Here is a 21,463-nt window from a genome sequence, read left to right as displayed (position 1 = left end):
GTATGATGTCGGGGTTGTCAGCAACGGCGTTATAGAATGCTTCCGCCGTTTCGTCCGTGCCGATAATCAAGAGTCTCGTCTTTTCGTCTGAAGACAATATGCGAAAAACCTCCTTTTAATCAGCCGGTGAAAGCGCCCCGATGAAACACCTGCCAGGCGCCTTCATTCTGATGCATTTATGTTCCTTATCGGTTGATGGCGCCGATTTCTTTAACGGAATACGATGGAGATTATGATGGCAATTGTGACATTTTAGAAAATAAGGAGGAAACAATCTCATTTAATGCAATATGCATGTAATTCAGAATTCAGAATGGAATGAAGCGCCCATGATCCTTTGTCAGCGACGGCGGATGAATGGGGTTGTCATTTTCTGAACAGGTGTTGACGATAGAAAGCCAGTTCCGCGATGGATGCCTGGATGTCGTAGTAGGCATCGTGCCTGGTTTCGCCTTCTGTAAAACGGGCTTCGGGAAAGTAACGCCTGATATTTTGGGGATCTTCCTTTTCAAATATCTCCTTTGCGTGAAGATTTTGCCATTCAATTTTCAGTGTGGTGACATCGAGGTGCCGGTAATGGAGTCGTTTGGTAAAATGGGGAAGATATTTTTGGGCGAGCCGCCAGTCGGCATGGATGGTGTTTCCCGCCAGGATGGGGCGTTGTTTTTCCTGATCCGCCGGCGATCCGATAAAACCGTCGATGTAATCCGCCAGGAGGCGATCCACATCCCGTAATTCGGAGGACAGAGGGGAACGGCAGAGGGCAAGCAGGTCGGACAGGTTTTCCTCCACCCACGGACTGACGACCGCCCCCGCCGGGAGGCGAACGGCGAGACGAATATCCCTCTCCGCCGGCATGACCCGCTTGAGCGCCCGGTCGGTTACCAGGGCCGCGACCTGGAGCAGGTAGGCGTCTTCCAGATGAAGACCGGAGTATTCCGTGTCGAACCATACCAGATACTGATCCCCCGAACGTTTCGCTTTTGCCTGCGTCATTTTTCCCATCCCGTCTTTATTTGTGCATTCATAACAGATTGGATCGTTTTCCGAAAGCATTCATTGCCGGGTGGGGACGTTGCAGGGGAAAGCCGTTCCGTTGTTTGGCATTGCCATGAGGCCGTAATGAACCGGGGTTCCGATAATGGATGTTCCGTGAGAAGGGGGCGGTCACGTCATGGATGATCCCCGGCGGCTCTATCGGCCGTTTCTGTGGCCGCCCGGTCATGAATCGAACCCTCGCCGCATCGGCAGGTTGCGGGGATTATGATGTGGGGGGAGCAGTCTGGGGCCCGGTTATTTCTCTTATTTTCCTTGACAGCTCCTTGATTTTGAATGGTTTCTGGATAAAACCGTTGCAACCCCGGCGGAGGATTTCCCTCGCTTCTCCTTCCAGGCTGTAGCCGGAAATGAGAAGCACCTTGGCCCCCGGATTGATCAGCTTGATCCGGTCATATATTTTGCCGCCGTTCATGCCGGGCATGATCATATCCAGCAGGACGAGTTTAATCCGGTCCCGGTGGCTTTCATAGCAGGCGAGCGCCTCCTCGCCCGTTCTGCTTGTCAACGTTTCATAGCCCATCTGTTCAAGCATGAACTTCCCGATTTCCAGGATGCCTTCCTCGTCGTCTATCAGCAAAATCGTTCCGTCTCCCCGGAGAACCGTTTCCGAGGCGGGCGCCGTTGTTTGGGAAATGGGGTATTCAGAGACGGGCATATAGACCCGAAAAGTCGTGCCTCCGTGGATGGCGGAGTCAACTTCGATGAAGCCCTGATGACCCTTGACGATCCCATAAACCGATGCGAGGCCCAGCCCCGTGCCCCTTCCCATTTCCTTGGTTGTAAAAAAGGGTTCGAAAATCCGCTCCCTGGTCTTTTCATCCATACCGATTCCCGTATCCCGTATGGACAAGAGTACATAGGGGCCGGGCTTGGGTTTGTATAAGCCGGGCTTGATCGTGTCATGATCGACCGTTCCTGACTTGACCGTGATGCTCCCGCCGCCGGGCATTGCATCGGCGGCGTTGAGAAACAGATTCATGAGAACCTGCTGGAGCTGGCTGGCGTCGGCGTCGATCGGTTCCAGATCCGGCGCGAGGGCCAGGTAAAACCGTATTTCCTTTTTCATTCGCTCAAAGGTCTGAACCGTATCCTCGATTATGCGATTAAGATCGAGGGGTTTGACGTCGTACTTCCCCTTTCTGGCATATCCCAGGAGTTGGGACGTGAGTTTTGAACCGTTTCGATGTACCTTTCGATTTTTTTCAGTCGTTCATAATGGGCGTTTGAGGGATCGCAATGCATCAGCATCATGGAAATATTGCCCTGAATGGCCATGAGAAGGTTGTTAAAATCATGGGCGATGCCCCCGGCCAGCGTCCCGATTGCCTCCATTTTTTGTGCTTGACGAAGCTGGCGTTCAAGCGCTCTTTTTTCTTCCTCATTCCGCTTTCTTTGTGTGACATCCCGGATAATACCGTATATTTCCGAGGGTCGTTCCCCGTTACCTGCGGTGATGCCATTGGACATGGAGGCCGCTTTCAATTCCATAATGGGATGCGCGCCTGAACAGGGGGTCCCGTTGTGACTACAGGATTCGCATTTGAGCCGGAGTTCAAGGAGCTCCTTTGTTGTTTTCCCGGAACGGACTTCCTTCAGGTATCTTGATACCTTGTCCACATCCTGGTGATAAACAATGGAGGTAAAGCTTTTTCCCATAAGGTTTTGTCCGTTAAGGCCGGTGCAGTTCTTGATCTTGTCCGTTATGAAGACGAATTTATTCTGAGGGCCGAGGGTGAAAATGATGTCCGGGGAATGATGGACAAGGTATTGGTAACGGGCCTCCGTCCACTGCAACTGATGATGGATGAGATTCTTCTCGTATGATAACCGCCTGTGACTCAGGGCGTTATCCACCTTTTTAATCAATTCATCGTATTCGAAGGGCTTGCACAGATAGTCGTAGGCGCCGCCGCGCAAGGCCCGGATGGCGGAATCAATCGAAGCCTGTCCCGTCATCATGATGACCGAAACCTCGGGATGGTGATTTTTGATGTGCGAAAGGGCTTCGAAACCATCCATAACGGGCATCATGACGTCCATCAGAACCAGGTCACATTCGTTTGCCCGCAGGTGATCGAGGGCGTCGCGACCGCTCTGGAAGGTTTCGATATCGTATCCCCTGTCACCGAGCAGGGTTCTCATGCTCTCGGTCATGCGTACCTCATCATCGGTGATGACGATTTTCGGTCGGTAAGACATTCGCCTGATCCTCTTTATTCATGATTCCGTCGTTTCAGGTGATTTCGTTCAAACCATCTGTTTACCGGCGGCTGTTCCCGTTTGGCCGGGCCGTGGGGGACCCCGATCACGACGGTCGGGGGTTGTTCACCGGGAGCGTAACGGTAAAGACGGCCCCCTCGTTCGGCACGTTGCCCGCCGTCACGGTTCCCCCGAGTTCCTTGACCATTTTGTAAACCACTGAGAGGCCGATGCCCGAATGACCTTTCCCCTTGGTGCTTGAATAAGGTTCAAACAGACGTTCCTGAATCCCCGGAGACAAGCCGGGGCCGTCGTCGGAAACGACGATTTTGGCGTGACCGCGGCTGTGCAAGTCGTTTCCTGCCTGACCGGATTCAGGGCCCACCGGCACAAAAAACGTTTCGATGTAAATATTGCCGTGCCCCGCCAGGGCTTCAACGGCATTCTTGATCAGGTTGATGAAGATCTGCTTCAGGGCGTCCCGGTCTGAACGGATCCGTGGAAGGGCCTGGGCGAGATTCGTATGAAACTGTACGTCGCATTCAGGCGGAAGGGATCGGCTGACGATTTTGACGATGCCGTTCAACAGGCCATTGAGGTCAAGGATACCCATCTTGGGTGACCTTGGTTTGGAGAAATCCGATAATTCCTTGAGAATGCGGCTGACGCGGTCGATTTCCTCTTCGATGATGTGGATTTCGTTCTGTGCCGGATCTTGCTCTTCCAGTCGCGATGAGAGGATTCTCAGATAATTTTTCATGATGTTCAATGGGTTGTTCGCCTCGTGAACCACTTTGCGGGCGACATCCGTCGTCGCCGCCAAGCGTTCCTCGGCGATCCTTTTTATCTGAAGACGTTTCATCTGTTCGACGTAAAGCGCCGCGGCAGCCTGGCCCGCAAAAAGGTTGAGCAGCTTTTCCTCACGAGACGGAATACCCACGGTCTGATCATCTAAGGCGACGACGATAACGCCGATCTTTTCGCCGGCGCATATAAGAGGTAAGCATAAAAAACGCCCGCATTCAAGGAGGTGGAGGATTTGTTCATCCAGAATCGGCAAGTTCGATACACTGCCGTTGTTTTCCGACACAAGGGGCGCATTACGCTGAAGGGATTGGATGATAACGCTTTCGCGATTGTGCAAAGAAACGATCAATCCCGGGGGTGAATCGATATGCCCCGCGTCGTCGAGGGCTTTTGCCTTCAGAAGCCCGTCTTCCGGATCGATGAGGAAAAAAAGGAGGTTACGAAAGTCGAACAGGATGTTGAGACTCTCCTGAATCGCTTTCAGGATGGCGTTTTCGTCCCGGCAGGAGAGCAGGTTCTGGAGCACCCCCACGAGGAGTGAATGATCCTTGACCGTCCTTACGAACTCCGGTGACGACAGGGGGGACGTTTGATCCGGGAAAGAACCCTTCGCCTTTTCACCGATGGAAAAGCCCAGGAATCCGGCCAGAGAGTGCACTTCTTCCTCCGCCTGGACAACCATGTCGACCGTATCCGAAAAGGCGCAGGGAAAAAGACCCTTCAGGACTCCGAAAGCGGCGTCGTTGATCCCGGAGGCGCGGGACATATCGTTTGCCGCATGGACGATTCTTGTGAGGGGGAAGGCGTTTTGGATACGCCCGGCCGGTTCGTGATGGTAGCGCAGGGCATCGATAATCATGGAATCGATATTCCAGCGGGTCAGGATCCATTCGCCGATTTCCGTATGGGTGGCCCCCATCCTGGTTTCCGCGGCGAGGAGGGATTCCGGTGTGCCGTTCGGGCCCTGTAAGACCGTTTCATATTCTTCCGGAAAATTCACGGCTAGGATCAGCCGTCCGATATCATGAATCATCCCGGCCAGAAACGCCTGTTCGGGAAGATTGTAGCCGGTTTTTTCAGCGATCATCCTTGCCAGGATGGCGGAGGTCAGGGAGTGGCGCCAGAATCGTTTCAGATCGAAACCCGCGGCCAGGGCATCGGGCTTGTTGAAGACCTGCTGAACCGCTGAACTGATGGCCAGGTTTTTTATGGCGTTCCGCCCCAATCTGATGAGGGCGTGATCGATCTGGGAAATTTTCGCCGCGGACCGGTAATAGGAAGAGTTGACCAGTTTAATGATTTTGGCGGAAATTGAGGCGTCTGCCCTGATGATCTTCGCGACATCCCTGATGCTGCTGTTCTCGTTCTCGCAGGCATGGATCAAGTTCACAAGGATATGGGGCAGAGTCGGCAGGTTTTTTGAGGATTCGATACGGGATATGTAATACTGAAGTTTTGCATTCATATGTGAAATATTTCCACGAACGTCCCCGGTAAGGCGATATTTCATTGAACGAGATGTAAAACCAGAATTACGCTAAGTTTTTTCTACGCCAAAACCACGGACCTGTCAACAAAAATGTCCGTATTCTCGATCCGGGCCTCGGGAATCGTTTTCCGTATGAGGCAAGGGGACGTTTTCATCAGCGCCGGTAACGATGGAACCGGGGCCCTCCTCGGGAATGGTTTTCCGTTTCCGTATCAACGGCAAGGGGAGGGACGTCGCGCTGAGGGATAAGGGGCGGGGGGATGAGAAGTTCGGGCGGTCCGCCATGAATTGCGGACACACCCGGAACTCCTTAAAATGGAGGGTTAGTAATCGTAATCTCCCATGTCGGGCGGCATACCGCCGCCGGGCATGGCAGGGCCGGCCGGTTTTTTCTGTGGTTTTTCCGCCACCATGGCCTCCGTGGTAAGCAGGAGGGACGTGACGGAGGCGGCATTCTGCAGGGCCAGACGAACCACCTTGGTGGGGTCGATTATGCCCGCCCGCATCAGGTCGCCGTAATTGCCCCTGTCGGCGTCGAAGCCATAGTTGCCTTTGTTGTCCTTCACCTTTTCGACGACGATGGATCCTTCATAGCCGGCGTTGAGAGCGATTTGACGGAGCGGTTCTTCCAGGGCCCGCTTGACAAGGTTCACCCCTTGCTGCTCATCATGGTCAGACACCTTTATCTTTTGCAGGGCCGGTAAAGTCCGCAGCAGAGCGACTCCGCCGCCGGGAACGATCCCTTCCTCCACCGCCGCCCTGGTCGCGTGCAGGGCGTCTTCACCCCGCGCTTTCTTCTCTTTCATTTCCAGTTCCGTTGCCGCGCCGACCTTGATGACCGCAACGCCTCCAACGAGCTTTGCCAGTCGTTCCTGAAGTTTTTCGCGGTCATAATCGGAGGTGCTTTCCTCGATCTGGGTGCGGATTTGCTTCACCCGCCCTTCGATATCAGGCCTGGAACCGGCGCCGTCCACGAGGGTCGTGTTGTCCTTGTCGATGGTCACCTGTTTGCAGCTGCCGAGGTCGTCAAGACCGACGTTCTCCAGCTTCAGGCCGAGATCTTCGGAGATGACCTTGCCGCCGGTCAGAACGGCGATGTCTTCCAGCATGGCCTTACGCCGGTCGCCGAAGCCCGGCGCCTTGACGGCGGCGCCTTTCAGGGTGCCGCGGATCTTGTTGACGACGAGCGTCGCCAGGGCTTCGCCCTCGATGTCTTCGGCGATGATCAAAAGGGGACGGTTCATCCGGGCGATCTCCTCCAGCAGGGGAACCATGTCCTTCATCATGCTGATTTTCTTTTCATGAAGGAGAATGTACGGTTCTTCGAGATGAATTTCCATCTTCTCCGGGTCCGTTACAAAATAGGGGGAGATGTAGCCCCGGTCGAACTGCATGCCTTCCACGATATCCAGCGAGGTTTCTATGGCCTTGGCTTCCTCGACGGTAATGACCCCTTCCTTGCCGACCTTGGCCATGGCTTCGGAGATGATTTCCCCTATGGTTGAATCGTTGTTGGCGGAAATGGTTCCGACTTGGGCGATTTCCTTTTTGCGCTTGATGGGCTTCGAAATTTTCTTCAGCTCCTCGGACACGACGCCCACGGCCCTGTCGATCCCTTGCTTCAGGGACATGGTGTTCAGGCCCGCCGCAACCAGTTTCGATCCTTCCCGGTAAATGGCCTGGGCGAGAACCGTGGCGGTGGTGGTGCCGTCGCCGGCCGTATCGGACGTTTTGGATGCGACCTCCTTGACCATCTGGGCGCCCATGTTTTCGAAGCGGTCTTCCAGTTCGACCTCCTTCGCTACGGTGACGCCGTCCTTGGTGATGACGGGGCCGCCCCAGGATTTATCGAGCACAACATTTCTCCCCCGAGGACCGAGGGTGACCTTGACAGCGTTCGTCAGGGTATCGACGCCCGTCATGATCTTTTCCCGTGCGTCCGAATCGTATTTGATGTCTTTTGCAGCCATGTTTTCCTCCTCTAGCCTTCAATGACGGCCAAGATGTCCTCTTCGCGCATCATCAGGTGTTCGACGCCGTTGATCTTGATTTCCGTTCCCGCATACCGGCCGAATAAAATTCGGTTGCCTGCTTTGACTTCCGCGGGGATCCGCTTGCCGTCCCTGTTGAATTTACCCGGGCCGACAGCGACCACTTTCCCTTCGAGGGGTTTTTCCTTCGCCGTATCCGGAATGATGATGCCGCCGGAGGTCATCTTGTCCTCTTCCTCACGCAAAACCAAAATCCTGTCCTGTAGTGGTTTTACCTTCATACCGTTCCTCCTATGAATTATTAATATCGCAACCTTGTTTTTTTATGATCCGGAACAGAGGGAACCGGTTTCCATTGTCGGTTCGGGCGATAAAATATACACCTTCAACAAAATGTCAAGATGCGTTTTGGGAGAAAAAATCCTTGACAGGGAAACTGAAAAAGCCCAATCACTACAAAAAGCCGTCTCCTCGGGCATGGAAGGGGGGGCTTGTGTGGCGTTTTTGACGCCCATCCGTTTCAGGGTCCCCGGAACATCGCTTTTGGCCGTCCATGACGGAAAATTCGCGGTTGGTTTCAGGGAGACGGCCCGGTTGATGAACCGCCGTGGCGGTCTCCGGGGCGACAACCCCTTTCATTTGAGGATTCGTAAAGAGAACGCGGAATTGGCGGATATGTGCGGGAAAAGAGTCTTGGTGGCCATGAGCGGCGGTGTCGATTCCTCCGTTGCGGCTTTTTTGCTGAAGGAAGCGGGGTACCGGGTGGCCGGGGTGACCATGTACCTGGCGGGGGAGCCTTCGGAAAAGGGCGCCTCCGGACACGCTACGGCCGATGCGGTCCGGGATGCGAAAAGGGTCTGCGAGGAACTGGGCATTCGCCACCATGTTTTTGATTATACCGATGAACTGGAACAATGGGTGATCGGGCCTTTTCTGCGTGAATATGCGAGAGGAAGGACCCCCAATCCCTGCATACTCTGCAACCGTCACCTGAAGTTCGGGTCCCTCCTGGCTCGGATGCGCGGCTGGGGGTTCGACGCCCTGGCGACGGGACATTACGCGATCATCGAAAAGAGGGGGAGCCGTTACAGTCTGATCCGTCACCGGGACCGGCGCAAGGACCAGACGTACTTTCTTTCCCGCATCGAACCGGAGGCGTTACGCTGGATTCTTTTCCCTCTCGGCCCATACACGAAGGAAGAGGTGCGGGCAATCGCCGACCGGTCCGGTCTGCCCGTTGCGGCCAAGGCGGAGAGCCAGGACGTTTGTTTCGTTTACGGCGGAACCTATCATGACTTTTTGAGGGAACGGATGGGAGAGCAGAAAGGGGGCCGGATGGTCAACCGGAAGGGACACTGTTTGGGAAACCACAAAGGGATCGTCTGTTACACGGTCGGACAGCGGGGGGGGCTTGGGATCAGTTATCCCGTACCCTTGTACGTACTGAGAATAGACGCGGATAAAAATGAAATCGTCGTCGGACAGCGGGGGGAGCTTCTCGAAAGGGAATTGATTGCGAGCGACCTGAATCTGTTTCGGTCGGAATGGCCGGAAACGGTTCAGGCGAAGATCCGTTACCGCAGGCAGGCAAGCCCCTGCCGGGTGTCATCCCTTGGGGCATCGCGCCTCCGGGTACGCTTTCAGGAGGAGCAGGAGGCCATCACACCCGGTCAGTCCGTTGTTTTTTACGATGGAGACGAGGTACTCGGGGGGGGGATCATTGAGGAGGTTGTCCATGGAGATCGCGGATAAGATAAAAAAATTGAAGCGGGAGCGCAACGCCGTAATCCTTGTCCACAACTACCAGTTGCCAGAGGTTCAGGATATCGCGGATTTCATTGGGGATTCTCTTGGCCTGAGCATGGAGGCGGCCAGGACCGACGCGGAGGTCATCGTTTTTTGCGGGGTGTATTTTATGGCCGAAACGGCCAAAATCCTGTCGCCGGATAAAATCGTGCTCCTCCCCGATCCCAGGGCCGGCTGCCCCATGGCGGACATGATCACGGCCGATGAACTGAAGACGTTGAAGGCGGGGCATCCCGGTGCCCAGGTCCTTTGCTACGTCAACACCACGGCGGAGGTGAAGGCGGAGTGCGATCTGTGCTGCACATCGGCCAACGCGGAAGCGATCGTCCGGCAGGCTTTGTCCGGCGGGGAGGAGATCATCTTTGTCCCCGACAAGCACCTGGGTGACTTCGTCATCGAGAAGACAGGCAAACAAATGATCCTCTGGCAGGGATTTTGCCCGACCCACGCGAAAATCCTCCCCGAACACGTGATGGAACAGAAGCGGCTTCATCCGGAGGCGCTCGTCCTCGCCCATCCGGAATGTCCCAGGGGGGTGCGTCACCTCTCCGACGAGGTTCTTTCCACGGAAGCCATGTGCCGGGTGGTCAAGGAAAGCGATAGGAACGAGGTGATCGTGGCGACGGAGATCGGCATCATCCATCGCCTGCGGAAAGAAAACCCCGGGAAGGTTTTTTATCCCGCTTCGGAGCACGCCGTCTGCCCGAACATGAAGCGGATCAATCTGGAAAAGATCATGTGGTCCCTCGAGGAGATGACCCATCAGGTGGATGTGCCCCGGGATGTTGCGGACCGGGCCCGTGCCTGTATCGATCGCATGTTGATGTACAGCCGTTAGGGCGGTCGCGTCGGAGCCTGGTTCCCGCAAGGGGAGGGAGGGGGCGGAGCGGACGCCGCCCGGGGGGTGAACCGGGGTTGGCCGGCGGCCCTCTTCGAGGTCAAGGGTGGATTAAGGGTGAGGAGGAAAGCCATGGGGAAAATCTACGACGACATGACGAAAACGGTCGGACGAACGCCCCTCGTTAGAATCAACCGTCTTGCCGACGGGACGGGATCGACGGTCCTGGCCAAGCTGGAGTTTTTCAATCCCCTGTCGAGCGTGAAGGACAGAATCGGCGTCGCCATGATCGAAGCGGCGGAGCGGGCCGGCCTGATCGATTCCCATACGGTGATCATAGAACCGACGAGCGGCAACACGGGCATCGCCCTGGCCTTCGTTTGCGCCGTAAAGGGATACAGGCTGATTCTCACGATGCCGGAGACCATGAGTGTGGAACGCCGCCGGCTTCTGGCCATTCTGGGGGCGGAGGTCATTCTGACGGAAGGGGCGGGGGGCATGCGCGGCGCCGTGGAGAAAGCGGAGGAACTGGCCGGAGTGACGCCCCACAGCTTCATCCCGCGTCAGTTCGAGAACCCGGCCAACCCGGACATTCACCGGAAAACGACGGCTGAAGAAATCTGGGCGGACACGGATGGTCGAATCGACTACTTCGTGGCCGGCGTCGGGACGGGGGGAACCATTACGGGCGTCGGCGAGGTTCTCAAAAAAAGAAGACCCGCCCTCAGGGTCATTGCCGTGGAGCCGGCCGGGTCCCCGGTCCTGTCCGGCGGGGCGTCGGGGCCCCACAAGATTCAGGGGCTCGGGGCGGGTTTTGTTCCCGCCGTCCTGGACCGGTCCGTCGTCGATGAGGTCATGACGGTCCGCCATGAGGATGCGGGCGAAACGGCGAAGCGTCTGGCGGCGGAGGAGGGGATCCTGTCGGGTATTTCTTCCGGGGCGAACGTCTGGGCGGCCCTCGAGGTGGCGAAACGTCCCGAAGCGAAGGGCAAGGTTGTCGTGACCGTCATCTGCGATACGGGGGAGCGGTACCTTTCCACCTGGCTCTTCCAGTAGGATCAGGAGAATGACCTGGGGCTGAACGTTGGGGCCGTCCCGTCCCCGGGGGAAAAGATTCGGTGCGCGTCCTTCCCCAAACCAAAAAGGACGGATTCCCCCCCGGCCCTTGCGGAAGGGCGGGGTGTTTTTTCAATGGGGTCCCTCACGGGCCATGGCGCGAGGCGGGTCCGCCCGTCCCGGAGCCTGGGGAAGAACGGTCACGGGGATACACGGATATGCTGACGGAATACGATCTTTCACGGTACAAACGGCAGATTCAATACCCCCCCCTGGGGGAAGAGGGGCAGGAGAAGCTGAAGAAGGCCCACGTGGTCGTTGCCGGCGTCGGCGGTTTGGGATGCCCCGGCGCCCTTTACCTGGCTGCGGCGGGGATCGGTCGCCTGACGATCATTGACGACGACGTGGTTTCCCTGTCCAACCTGAACCGGCAGCTTCTGCATTACGACGGGGATATCGGCCGGGCGAAGGTCGCTTCCGGGGCGGACAAGTTGGGGCTTCTGAACCCGGCCGTTCGGATCACGTCCGTTAGGAAGCGGATCGAACCCGATAATGCGGCAGACCTGATCGCCGGCGGCCAGGTCGTCATAGACGGCCTCGACAACTTCGAAACCCGCCTGATCCTGAACAGGGCCTGCGTTGACCTGGGCATCCCGTTTATTCACGGGGGTATCCACGGCCTGCTAGGCGAGGCAACGACCATCATTCCCGGTAAAACCCCCTGCTTCGCCTGCCTGTGCCAGGATGTGCCGGAGCAGGATGAGGAGATCCCCGCCCTGGGTCCCCTTACGGGCATGATCGCCTGCGTCCAGGCCGTGGAGGCGATCAAGTGCCTGGCGGGCTTCGGGACGCTCCTGGCGGGGCGGATGCTGTTCATCGACGCTTCCGACATGACCTTCAGCACCATCCACATCGAAAGGACGAAACACTGCCCCGTTTGCGGCGTAGGGGAGCCGTAGGGAAGGGGAGGGGCTTGCCGTCGGCCTACTTTTTCTCCCAGACCCCGTCGTCATTTTGCACCCACCAGCCGGACAGGGACTTGTCCCGCCAGCTGTTGGCGAAAATTTTCTCGATCTGGGGTACGGATTCGGGTCCCAGTTTGTTGGCGGCGGCGATCTCCTTGTAAAGCGCCGTCCGGTCCTTGTTTTCCTGATCGATGAGCCTGTTCAGCAGGCTTCTCTCCTGGAGGCCCAACCCCCCCGTCTCCGTCACCGCGATAAAACCCCTGTTGCTTTCCCCGACGGCGCCCCTGTCGTAAAACGGTTTCAACTGGGGGAATCTGTTCCTTATCGCGTCCTTGATGCCGCGGATGGCCGGGGTTGACACGTCGATATCCGTCGCGGCGTGGGCGTTGGCCGGGCCGAATAGATTCCGTATGTCGAGCTGGCTTGAGGGCTTCGGTTCGGGCCTGGCCTCGTTGACCTTCGTCCGGATGTCATCCACGATTATGTCCGCCGCTCTCTGAACCTCAGCGGACGGGAAGTAGATGTTGACCGTCACACAGGCCGTGACGAAAAGAAGGGTGAATAAACCGGTAAACTTGGCAAACGTCTTCATGGTTCCTCCTGATGATGTTTTTTGTCGTCCTGGCGGGACGCCCTTTTTCATGACATCTCCTCCTCCGTGTCCGGCCGGGTATGAAAGAGGCGGCCCACCCGTTCAGACATATCCTTGAAGCTGATCGAATTATCCGGATTCTGGTTGATGATGTCAATACCCCTGAACGGGGACCTTCTGACAAGGTACTCCGTACCCCCCTGGTGGATGAGGCCGCGCAGGGTGAACACGTCATCGGCGAGGGTGCATCGAAAACCGATTTCACGCTACGGGTAGGACTTGAAAAACCTGTTGACTCCGCTGCTCAGGATGGCCGACATCGCTCCCGAGCCGGTGCTGATGATGGAAAGGCTGTTGATCGCGTCCACACTGATCTTTTGGGGGACCTTCCTGCTCCGGTCCGTTTGCATGACGAGGTCAAAACGGGACGGCTGGCCGTATTCCATCGTGAAACCGCTCAGGGTGCCCTTGATCAGCCCCGTCATCCGCCCCAGGCGAATGGTGGCGGTGACCTCCTCGAGGTCGATCTGATCGAGGGTGACGTCGGCGCCGAAGAAGCGGGAGGGGGCGAAGAGCCTGCCCCCGAAAAGGTTTTCGACGGTTATCCGGCCGCCGAAAATCCGCGCGATCACCTTTCCCGTCGCACGCCACTCGCCGTGACGATAGGAAACGGCGGGGAGGTCCCCGTCGATGATGCCCGCGAGCGGGACGGGCGACCCCGGGCCGGACAGGGCCTCCATGGGGAGTTCCCTGATCGTTACGCCTGTGTCCGCCCGCGTGTCGGGCAGAAGCAGGTTTTCGACCCTGAGTCCGGCGAGACGGACGTGACCCCCGAAGAGGGGAAGGTCGATGGGGTCGGGCATGATCATCCGGTTCCCCGAGAGGATGACGGGGGTGCCGAACCGGGAGATCCGGAGGGTGTTTTTCTGGAAGGCGTCGAAAGACAGGGACCCTTTCCTTTCGAGGTCCGGCGGGTGCGGTTTCACTGAATCCCCCAGGGCCAGGTCGTAAGGCAGGGAGATGTTCAGGCCCGTCAGCAGGAGATCGTTCAAGGGCGAACGCAGGGCGCCGTCGCGCAGGGTGAAGTGGCCTTCGAGCCTTTTTTCGCGCGGTGATATGGACACGGCCAGCTTCAGATCCGATTCGCCTTCCCATGTCAGGTCCCGGAGGTCCGGGTAATGCTGTTCGACGTGGTTCCGAAGCAGAACGGCAAACAGACGCGGGCATGAAATGTTCGCCCCGTCCAGTGAAAAGCGGGTCTGCCCCGGTGACAGGTTCGTCGAGAAGGTATAATCCCCCGTTTGGAAAAGATCGAACGTTCCCGATGAGGAAAGGGAAAAGGGGTTTTGCGTGAAAGCGCCCCGTGAAACGGCCTTGACGCTTTCGCCGTGGAAATCCTGATAGTAGGGCCCCCAGAGCACCTCCCCGTCATCGCAGGACATGGCCGCGTTGAAACGGCCCTGGGAGGCTTTGTCCGGCGACCCCAGGTTCAGTTCGATTTTGCCTGTAATCCGTTCGCCCGCCTTCGAGCTGTCGGGGGATGCGAATCCCCCCCCATCGAGATCCACGACGGCCCTGGCCTGCCATACCGTTGCGCCGTCGAGGTGACGCCCCTGGCTTTCCACGGCGACGCGCCCTTTGCCCTTGAAGGTCCACTCTCCGTAGGGTTCGGGGAGAAGGGGACCGGCGAGGGCCAGGACCTCCGCGAGATCCAGGGAGGCCGCCCGCAGGGACAGGTTCCACCCCGGAGGGGCGAGGGTCCCCGACACCCGTCCCGTCAGGGAGCCGATCCCCGCCCCCGACATGTCCAGGGAGGCCAGGGTGAAGCCCGACGTCTTCCCGTTGAAAGAACCGTTCAGGCGGGCCTTCAGGCCTTTCAGGGTCGTGGTGTCCGCCCCCCGTCGCCAGGCGAGGCCGCCGACGGCGGCCCTGGTCCCCGTAAAGGAGAAGATATGGCCGTCCAGGGCGAACCCCGTTTCCAGCGTCACGTCATCGACTTGCAGGTCGCCGCGGACGCCCGTTGCGAAAACGGCCCGAAGAGAACCCGCCCCCGACGGCCCCGGTGAAAAAGCGGTCATGTCCAGAGTGGCCGAAAGGGCGCCCCGGGCGGCCGAATCCCCGTCGGCGAAGTGGAAACGAAGGCTCGCATCCAGCTTTCCGCCGCCCTCCGGGTCGAAGTCGCGAATGGTCATGTTCATGCCGGGCATCGTATAGACGGCGGAAGGCGACTTCAGGGTCAGGCGGCCGTCCTGCACCTTCAGAAGGCGCACCGGGGGCATCCTCCTGAGGAGGGCAAAGGGGTCTGCTTCCGGGCCGTCCCCCCCGATTTGAAAGGTGAACTCCGGGGCCGTAAGGAGGATCTTTTCGATCTTCAGGTCCAGGCCCGGCCCGAGACCCCCTTGAACGGTCGCCTGGCTGACGGAGACGTCGAAGCCGTCTTCGGCGATTGTCCTCATTCGCAGACCCTTCAGGTGGAGTTCCAGGTTCCGCTTGAGGGAAACATCGTCCACCCGGAGAAAAACGCCCGTCAGCGGCTGGATGAAAGCGGCGATATGGTTGACCGCCCGGGGTGACTGGGCGAGGGCAAGCACCCCCGCGACCGGGATGGCGGGCGCAAGAAGGAGGGCCATGATCCAGAGGGCGATTTTTTTTCTGCGTTTGATCGTCATGGTAACGGGACCTGTCCGGTTGAAACCGCGCCCCCGTTTTTTAACACATCCGGCGGGCCCTTACAACGGTTTCGTTGGCTTCCTGGCGCGCCGGATCCGGGGCAAATATCGCTTGACAGACGCTATGTAGGAATATACATAACGTAACGTGCGTGATGTAATATCATGCATAACGTAATCGGGCCGCCTTCGGAGGAGGCGGGGAGGGGACAGCCGCATGGCCTGGGGGCGCATCGCTCCTTGTCTCCTTCGGGGGACGCGGGGGGGATAGCCCTCTACGAAGCCGCCGGGGGGGCAGCCCCCTACGGAGCCGGGGGGGGGCAGCCCCCACGGAGCCGGAGGGGAAGGGGAGGGCCGGCTTGCCGGGGGTGACCGGAAGATTTCCCGATTCCCATGCCCCGCCCGGATCACTTCCGGGTGGAAACGGGCAATCACAATTCAGGAGGGTGACAGATGAATGAGGACTATTTCGATCTGGAAGCGAGACTGGAGGACGCCCGTGAATTTCACGGGGAGCTGTGCGCCGGGATCACCGTCGGCACGCGGATGGTGCTGATGGGCCTGAAGGCCATCGGGATTGAGGATCCGAAGGGAAGGGACCGGAAAAAATTCATGGCTTTCGTCGAGACCTACCGCTGTCCCGCCGACGCCTTGCTGGCCGTGGCGGGCCGCCGCCCCGGGAAGCGGACCTTCAGGGTGATCGATTACGGAAAGGCGGCCATGACATTTGTGCATCTGGAGACGGGGAAAGCCGTCCGGGTGTCGGTGAATGAAAAGGACGACGACAAGACACAGGAAATAACACGGGAGATGATCGAGCGGAATCCCCATACGATGGAATGGGCCCTGCAGCCCGAGGAGAACCTGTTCGAGGTCCGTGAGGTCAAGGTGGACATGAAGCCGGAAGTCCTGCCGGGCAAGCCGTTGCGCATCGTGACCTGTTCGGTCTGCGGGGAGCGGGTCATGGACTGCCGGGAGGTCCGGATGGACGGAAAAATCTACTGCGGGGCCTGCGTGAATGGCGGGGGCTACTACTCCCTTCTGTAAAAATACGAATGCATTGAGCGGCCCGTTCATTTATAATCCATTTCTAAAAGGAGGAACCATGCAGGAGGCGGTTTTAATGCAGAACGCGGATTGGAATCAGGCGTGGAGGGAGATGAGGGAAAAGCATCCGTCTCCCGCCCGGCGCGCCGAATTCTGGGACGGGCGTTCCCGTTCCTTTGCGAGGCATGCTTCGAGGACCGGATACGCGGAGCACTTTCTGAAGATCATGACGCCCCGCCCTGAATGGACGGTTTTGGATATGGGTTGCGGCGGCGGCACCCTCGCCCTGCCCCTGGCGGACAAGGTCAAGTCCGTTACGGCCGTCGATTTTTCGGAAAAGATGCTTGCCATTCTCCGGGAGGAATGCCTGAAAAGAAACATAGACAACGTCGAGATGATTCAGGCCCGCTGGGAGGACGACTGGGGGGAGGCCGGTCTTGGCCGGTACGACGTGGCCATCGCGTCACGGTCCCTCGTGGTGGATGACCTGAAGGCCAACATCGACAAGCTGCACCACGCCGCCCGCGAACGGGTCTTCATCGTCACGATCGTCGGCGACGGGCCCCATGACCGCCGGGCTCACCGGGCCGTGGGGCGGGAATTGCGGGTGGGGCCGGACTACATCTACAATTACAATGTCCTGTACCAGATGGGCATTTACGCCCGCGTTGACTTTATCACCCAACGGGTTCAGGACGCCTATGCCGAATACGGGGAGGCCCTGGGCTCCCTCCGCTGGATGTTCCCGGAGATGACGCCGGAAGAGGGGGAAAAACTCGACGCCTACATGGCAAGGCACCTCGTCCAACGGGACGGCGCGTGGATGCTCGATTACGCCAGGACCGTCCGCTGGGCCGTTCTCTGGTGGGACAAGGAATAGGCGGGCCCGTATTGACAGGGCTCGATAAGCGTATGCAGCGACATCTGTACCCCGTAACGGCGGTGATGACGAAGGCGATGCTCTGGATGGCCTGCTTGTCCTTACTGCTCATGGTCATGCCCGTCGAGGCGAGGCAAATCGTGGACATGACGGGCCGGAAGGTGGAGGTCCCCGACCGGATCCGGAAGGTCTATGCCACCTCGCCCCCCGCCACCCAGATGATTTACGCCGTCGACCCGGGTCTCCTCAGCGGGTGGAATGCGCCCCTGAAGGACCGGGAGAAGCGGTACCTGTCTCCCCTCGTCCATGACCTTCCCGTCCTGGGCGGGTACTTCGGCCAGGGGCGGGTGGCCAACATCGAAACGATCATCAAGGCCGGGCCGGATGTGGTCATCATGTGGGTCCGCAGGGATTCCGCGCTGAACCGCAGGATGGAAGCCGACATGAAGAAAGCCGGTTTCCCCCTCGTCTTCATGGCGATCGACGGGATGGCGGATTACGGAAAGGGATTCAGGTTTCTCGGAAAGCTCCTCGATCGGGAGGAGCGGGCCGAAAAGCTGGCGGATTACGGGGAGAGGGCGCTGAAGGAGGCGGCCGCCGTGGCCCGTTCCGCCTCCACGCGAAAAACCGTCTCCGTTTACTATGCCCAGGGTCTGGACGGCCTGTTTACGGAATGCCATACCTCCCGGCGCACGGAGGTGATCGGCCTGGCCGGGGCCGGAAACGTCTGCCTGTGCCGGACCCGAAACGATTACGGCATGGAGCGCGTTTCCATGGAAGAGGTCCTCCTCGCCGACCCCGATGTCATCTTCGTCCAGGAACGGCAGGCCTACGACCGCATCCGGAGGGATCGGGCGTGGCGCCGGATCGGGGCCGTGAGGGACGGGCGGGTGTTCGTGATCCCCAAGACGCCCTTCAACTGGTTTGACCGCCCCGCCTCCCACATGCGTTACATCGGGATCAAGTGGGTCATGTCCTGCCTTTATCCCGACTTGTATCCCATCGACATGGCCCGGGAGACCCGGCTCTTCTATCGCCTTTTCCTGGGGGTGGAGCTGGACGATGCCCAGGTGCGGGAGATCCTGGCGGGATGAGGCGGCCGGCGGTTGTGACCCTGTTGACGATCCTGCTGGCCGTCGGGGCCGTCGTTTCCCTGACCCTGGGCAAGTATCCCGTCACCCTCCGGGACACGCTTCTTTTTTTCACGGCGAAGGTGACGGGATGCAGGGCGCCGGCGGGCCTCGACATGGCCCTTCTGGAGAGCCTCTTCTTCTCCATTCGTCTGCCCCGCGTCGTGGCCGCCATCCTCGTCGGTTCCTCCCTGTCCGTGGCGGGCGCGGCCTTCCAGGCCATGTTCATCAACCCCCTCGTGTCGCCGTCCCTTCTGGGTGTTCTCGCCGGGGCGTCCTTCGGCGCCGCCCTGGGTATGCTCCTTTTCGAAAACTGGCTGGCCGTCCAGGTGAGCACCTTCGCCTTCGGCTTCATTTCCGTCCTGGTCGCCGTCGGCATTGCCCGCATGTTCCGGGGCGGCGCGGTCCTCCTGCTCATTCTGGGCGGCGTGATCAGCGGGGCCCTGTTCACCTCCCTTCTGTCCGTCGTCAAGTACTGCGCCGATCCCTACGACAAGCTGCCCGCCATCGTGTACTGGCTCATGGGCGGCCTGTCCTACGCCGACGCCGGGACCGTGTGGTTCGCCGCCGTTCCCATGGTCATCAGCATGATGCTGATCATATCCATGTCGGGCTACCTCAACGTCCTCAGCATGGGAGACGAGGAGGCCCGGTCCCTGGGTATTCCGGTGGAGAGGATCCGCCTGGTCATGATCTTCCTGGCCTCCCTGGTCAGCTCCCTGACGGTGGTCATCGCCGGCATGATCGGCTGGGTCGGCCTGATCATCCCCCACATTACCCGCATGCTGGTCGGGCCGGACAACCGGGTGCTGATCCCCTCGAGTATCCTGATCGGCGCCATTTACCTGCTCCTGGTCGACAACCTATGCCGCCTCCTGTTCGAGACGGAGATTCCCATCGGCATCGTGACCTCCCTTGTGGGGATCCCCTTTTTCGTTTTCGTCATGAGAAGGGCCCGCCGGGGGTGGGGCTCATGACCGCCCGGGGGATGACGCTGATCGAGGCGCGGGACGTGACCTTCGCCTACGACAGCCGGCCCGTCCTGAGGGATGTCAGCCTGACGGTCCGCCGGGGGGAGGTCATCTCCCTCCTGGGTCCGAACGGCAGCGGAAAGAGCACCCTCCTGAAGGTCCTCCTCGGCCTGCTGCGCCCCGCCCGGGGGAGCGTGCGCCTGAAGGGGACGGAAATCGGCCGGATCGACCCCCGGGCCGTGGCCCGGCAGATCGCCTACGTTCCCCAGAGCCACCGGGGCGCGTTTTCCTACAAGGTCATCGACGTGGTCCTCATGGGCCGCCTGCCCCACAAGCCCTTCTTCTTTTCCTATTCGGGGAAGGACCGGGACATCGCCCATGAGAAGATGGCCCGCCTCTCCATCGCCCACCTGGCGGAGCGGCCCTACACGGAACTGAGCGGCGGGGAGCGCCAGTTGACCCTCATCGCCCGGGCCATGACCCAGGGGGCCGAGATCTTCGTCCTCGACGAGCCGGCGACGGGGCTCGATTACGGCAACCAGTTGCGCCTTCTCGAGGAGATCATCAAACTCGCCCGGGAGGGCTACACGTTCATCAAATCGACCCATTCGCCGGAACACGCCTTCTGGCTGGGGGACCGGTCCGTCATGATGAAGGACGGCGCCGTCATCGGCGACGGGAGAACCGCGTCCGTCGTGACGAACGAGAGCCTCTTCGCCCTCTACCAGGCGCGGGTCAGCGTCGTGAGGATAAACGGCTCCTTCAGGGTCTGCGTGCCCCACGCCATCGACAGCCACACGAAAATGACGGTGACGGGAGAGGAGGAGAAGATCGTCTTCCTCCCCCTCACCCTCTGAGTCCATTCGCCCCCTTCAGGCCCCCCATTTTCCCCCCTGGAGCGCCCGGCCCCCCTCTCGCCGGGGGAGCTCGGCGCCAAACCCGCCCTTTCGACTCTGTTTCCCCCGTCCCGTCATGACCGCCGACAGGGGGACGCCCGCCGTCGCCCCGATTCCACCGACCGCTTCCGTGATAATCACGGATCGCCCCGTGAAAACCACGGAGACCGGGTGCCCCCGGCCCGGTCCCGCCCCCGGGGTCACCCCGCGTAGATACCCGATATGACGGGACATGACGACAAATGCCCCCGGAGTATGCGGGTTGGCATCGCCGTTGCAATAAGAGAGGCGACGGCGCATCGTCCACGGACGATCGCCCACAATCGAAAACGGAAAAAAATAAGAACAGGAGGTGAACGGGGGCGAATAAAAGGCAGAATCGACCGGACAAGAGGCAATAGAACAGAATATAAAACAACCAAACACAGAAGAAAGAAGGAGGAAGAAAATGCTTCAGGCCATGCACGAAAAAGGACAGAAGGGTTTCACGTTGATCGAACTCATGATCGTCGTCGCCATCATCGGCATCCTGGCGGCCATCGCCGTGCCGCAGTTTACCCAGTACAGAAAGAGAGGCTGGGCAGCTACACTGAACAGTGACGCCAAGAACGCTTACACAGCTTCAGTGGCATTGTTTGCCGACAATCCTGCATTAGCTACCTTCAGCTGTACTGATTTAGAAGGGGCCGGTTATATGAAGTCAGATGGTTGTACGTGTGGAGTTGTCGTCACCAATGCCAATAACTATATCATTACCATTACGGGTAGTACTGGGTGGGGGCTTACCACCAATGAAGCCAAAATGGAAGTTACGAGCGGAGACGCTGTGTTAAACCCTGCTAAACCATAATTCACTTACTCAAGACCGAAAACAAAGGAAAATACTTGATCGGAATCGAGGAGGCCGGGCACATGCCCGGCCTCCTCTTTTCTTGCCTGGAGTCCCTTCCGTCTGCACCATGAGGGCCTCCATGGGGGGCCTTTCACACCCGGCGCCGACCCCATGTAACGGTAAAGAGGTTTCCTGCCGCCTTCGGTCATGGAGGGCGCCGCCGAGGGGCATTCGCC

The 21,463-nt window shown here is 59.0% G+C and carries 19 protein-coding genes; 10 read left to right on the top strand and 9 right to left on the bottom strand.

Annotated features, from left to right (window positions below; translation table 11 throughout):
* Nucleotides 1–366: 366 nt before the first annotated feature.
* The 6 genes from GX147_07715 to GX147_07690 all read right to left on the bottom strand — a co-directional run bounded on the left by GX147_07715 (nt 367) and on the right by GX147_07690 (nt 7,826).
* Nucleotides 367–996 carry a hypothetical protein gene (locus GX147_07715; GenBank protein ID NLN60580.1) on the bottom strand — a complete coding sequence of 210 codons (630 nt, stop codon included), beginning with the start codon at nt 994–996 and terminating at the stop codon, nt 367–369.
* 265 nt (nt 997–1,261) lie between these two features.
* Complete coding sequence (locus tag GX147_07710; protein NLN60579.1) at nt 1,262–2,125, bottom strand: response regulator; 864 nt, start codon at nt 2,123–2,125, stop codon at nt 1,262–1,264.
* Nucleotides 2,126–2,154: 29 nt separating this feature from the next.
* Entirely contained in the window at nt 2,155–3,258 is a 1,104-nt protein-coding gene (locus GX147_07705) for a response regulator (GenBank protein NLN60578.1), read from the bottom strand.
* 106 nt (nt 3,259–3,364) lie between these two features.
* Nucleotides 3,365–5,530 (bottom strand): HDOD domain-containing protein, encoded by a 2,166-nt coding sequence (locus GX147_07700; GenBank protein ID NLN60577.1) that lies wholly within the window; start codon nt 5,528–5,530, stop codon nt 3,365–3,367.
* Between the two features lie 347 nt (nt 5,531–5,877).
* Nucleotides 5,878–7,524: a chaperonin GroEL gene (groL, locus tag GX147_07695; GenBank protein NLN60576.1), complete on the bottom strand. Its 1,647-nt coding sequence runs from the start codon at nt 7,522–7,524 to the stop codon at nt 5,878–5,880.
* Between the two features lie 11 nt (nt 7,525–7,535).
* Nucleotides 7,536–7,826: a co-chaperone GroES gene (locus GX147_07690; GenBank protein ID NLN60575.1), complete on the bottom strand. Its 291-nt coding sequence runs from the start codon at nt 7,824–7,826 to the stop codon at nt 7,536–7,538.
* A gap of 394 nt (nt 7,827–8,220) precedes the next feature.
* On the opposite strand from GX147_07690, the gene mnmA reads away from it, so the two are divergent.
* The 4 genes from mnmA (at nt 8,221) to GX147_07670 (ending at nt 12,204) form a co-directional block, all read left to right on the top strand.
* On the top strand, nt 8,221–9,297 hold the full coding sequence (mnmA, locus tag GX147_07685; protein ID NLN60574.1) for a tRNA 2-thiouridine(34) synthase MnmA: 1,077 nt from the start codon (nt 8,221–8,223) through the stop codon (nt 9,295–9,297).
* On the top strand, nt 9,281–10,189 hold the full coding sequence (gene nadA, locus GX147_07680) for a quinolinate synthase NadA (protein ID NLN60573.1): 909 nt from the start codon (nt 9,281–9,283) through the stop codon (nt 10,187–10,189). The genes mnmA and nadA overlap by 17 nt, the downstream gene beginning before the upstream one ends.
* 132 nt (nt 10,190–10,321) lie before the next feature.
* Nucleotides 10,322–11,245 (top strand): cysteine synthase A, encoded by a 924-nt coding sequence (cysK, locus tag GX147_07675; protein NLN60572.1) that lies wholly within the window; start codon nt 10,322–10,324, stop codon nt 11,243–11,245.
* Between the two features lie 218 nt (nt 11,246–11,463).
* Nucleotides 11,464–12,204 carry a HesA/MoeB/ThiF family protein gene (locus tag GX147_07670; protein NLN60571.1) on the top strand — a complete coding sequence of 247 codons (741 nt, stop codon included), beginning with the start codon at nt 11,464–11,466 and terminating at the stop codon, nt 12,202–12,204.
* Between the two features lie 25 nt (nt 12,205–12,229).
* On the opposite strand, the gene GX147_07665 is transcribed toward GX147_07670, so the two are convergent.
* Both GX147_07665 and GX147_07660 read right to left on the bottom strand, forming a co-directional pair.
* Nucleotides 12,230–12,802, bottom strand: coding sequence for a YdbL family protein (locus GX147_07665; protein ID NLN60570.1), 573 nt, complete (start codon nt 12,800–12,802; stop codon nt 12,230–12,232).
* A gap of 266 nt (nt 12,803–13,068) precedes the next feature.
* Nucleotides 13,069–15,471, bottom strand: a complete 2,403-nt coding sequence (locus tag GX147_07660) for a hypothetical protein (GenBank protein ID NLN60569.1) — start codon at nt 15,469–15,471, stop codon at nt 13,069–13,071.
* Between the two features lie 453 nt (nt 15,472–15,924).
* Between GX147_07660 and GX147_07655 the strand changes: the two genes are divergently transcribed.
* The 5 genes from GX147_07655 (at nt 15,925) to GX147_07635 (ending at nt 20,356) form a co-directional block, all read left to right on the top strand.
* Nucleotides 15,925–16,518 (top strand): formylmethanofuran dehydrogenase, encoded by a 594-nt coding sequence (locus GX147_07655; protein NLN60568.1) that lies wholly within the window; start codon nt 15,925–15,927, stop codon nt 16,516–16,518.
* A gap of 76 nt (nt 16,519–16,594) precedes the next feature.
* Complete coding sequence (locus GX147_07650; protein NLN60567.1) at nt 16,595–17,398, top strand: methyltransferase domain-containing protein; 804 nt, start codon at nt 16,595–16,597, stop codon at nt 17,396–17,398.
* 65 nt (nt 17,399–17,463) lie between these two features.
* Nucleotides 17,464–18,492 carry an ABC transporter substrate-binding protein gene (locus tag GX147_07645; GenBank protein ID NLN60566.1) on the top strand — a complete coding sequence of 343 codons (1,029 nt, stop codon included), beginning with the start codon at nt 17,464–17,466 and terminating at the stop codon, nt 18,490–18,492.
* Entirely contained in the window at nt 18,489–19,505 is a 1,017-nt protein-coding gene (locus GX147_07640) for an iron ABC transporter permease (protein ID NLN60565.1), read from the top strand. Before GX147_07645 ends, GX147_07640 begins: the two co-directional genes overlap by 4 nt.
* Nucleotides 19,506–19,516: 11 nt before the next feature.
* Nucleotides 19,517–20,356: an ABC transporter ATP-binding protein gene (locus GX147_07635; GenBank protein ID NLN60564.1), complete on the top strand. Its 840-nt coding sequence runs from the start codon at nt 19,517–19,519 to the stop codon at nt 20,354–20,356.
* Nucleotides 20,357–20,371: 15 nt separating this feature from the next.
* Here GX147_07635 and GX147_07630 read toward each other — a convergent pair whose 3' ends face one another.
* Nucleotides 20,372–20,629, bottom strand: a complete 258-nt coding sequence (locus tag GX147_07630; GenBank protein ID NLN60563.1) for a hypothetical protein — start codon at nt 20,627–20,629, stop codon at nt 20,372–20,374.
* A gap of 214 nt (nt 20,630–20,843) precedes the next feature.
* Here GX147_07630 and GX147_07625 point away from each other — a divergent pair, with 214 nt between their 5' ends.
* Nucleotides 20,844–21,245 carry a prepilin-type N-terminal cleavage/methylation domain-containing protein gene (locus GX147_07625; GenBank protein ID NLN60562.1) on the top strand — a complete coding sequence of 134 codons (402 nt, stop codon included), beginning with the start codon at nt 20,844–20,846 and terminating at the stop codon, nt 21,243–21,245.
* Nucleotides 21,246–21,463 lie beyond the last annotated feature (218 nt).

Source organism: Deltaproteobacteria bacterium, assembly GCA_012522415.1.
GTDB lineage: Bacteria > Desulfobacterota > Syntrophia > Syntrophales > JAAYKM01 > JAAYKM01.
Note: the sequence above shows the minus strand (reverse complement) of the source record. Positions and strands in the feature narration are given on the sequence as shown.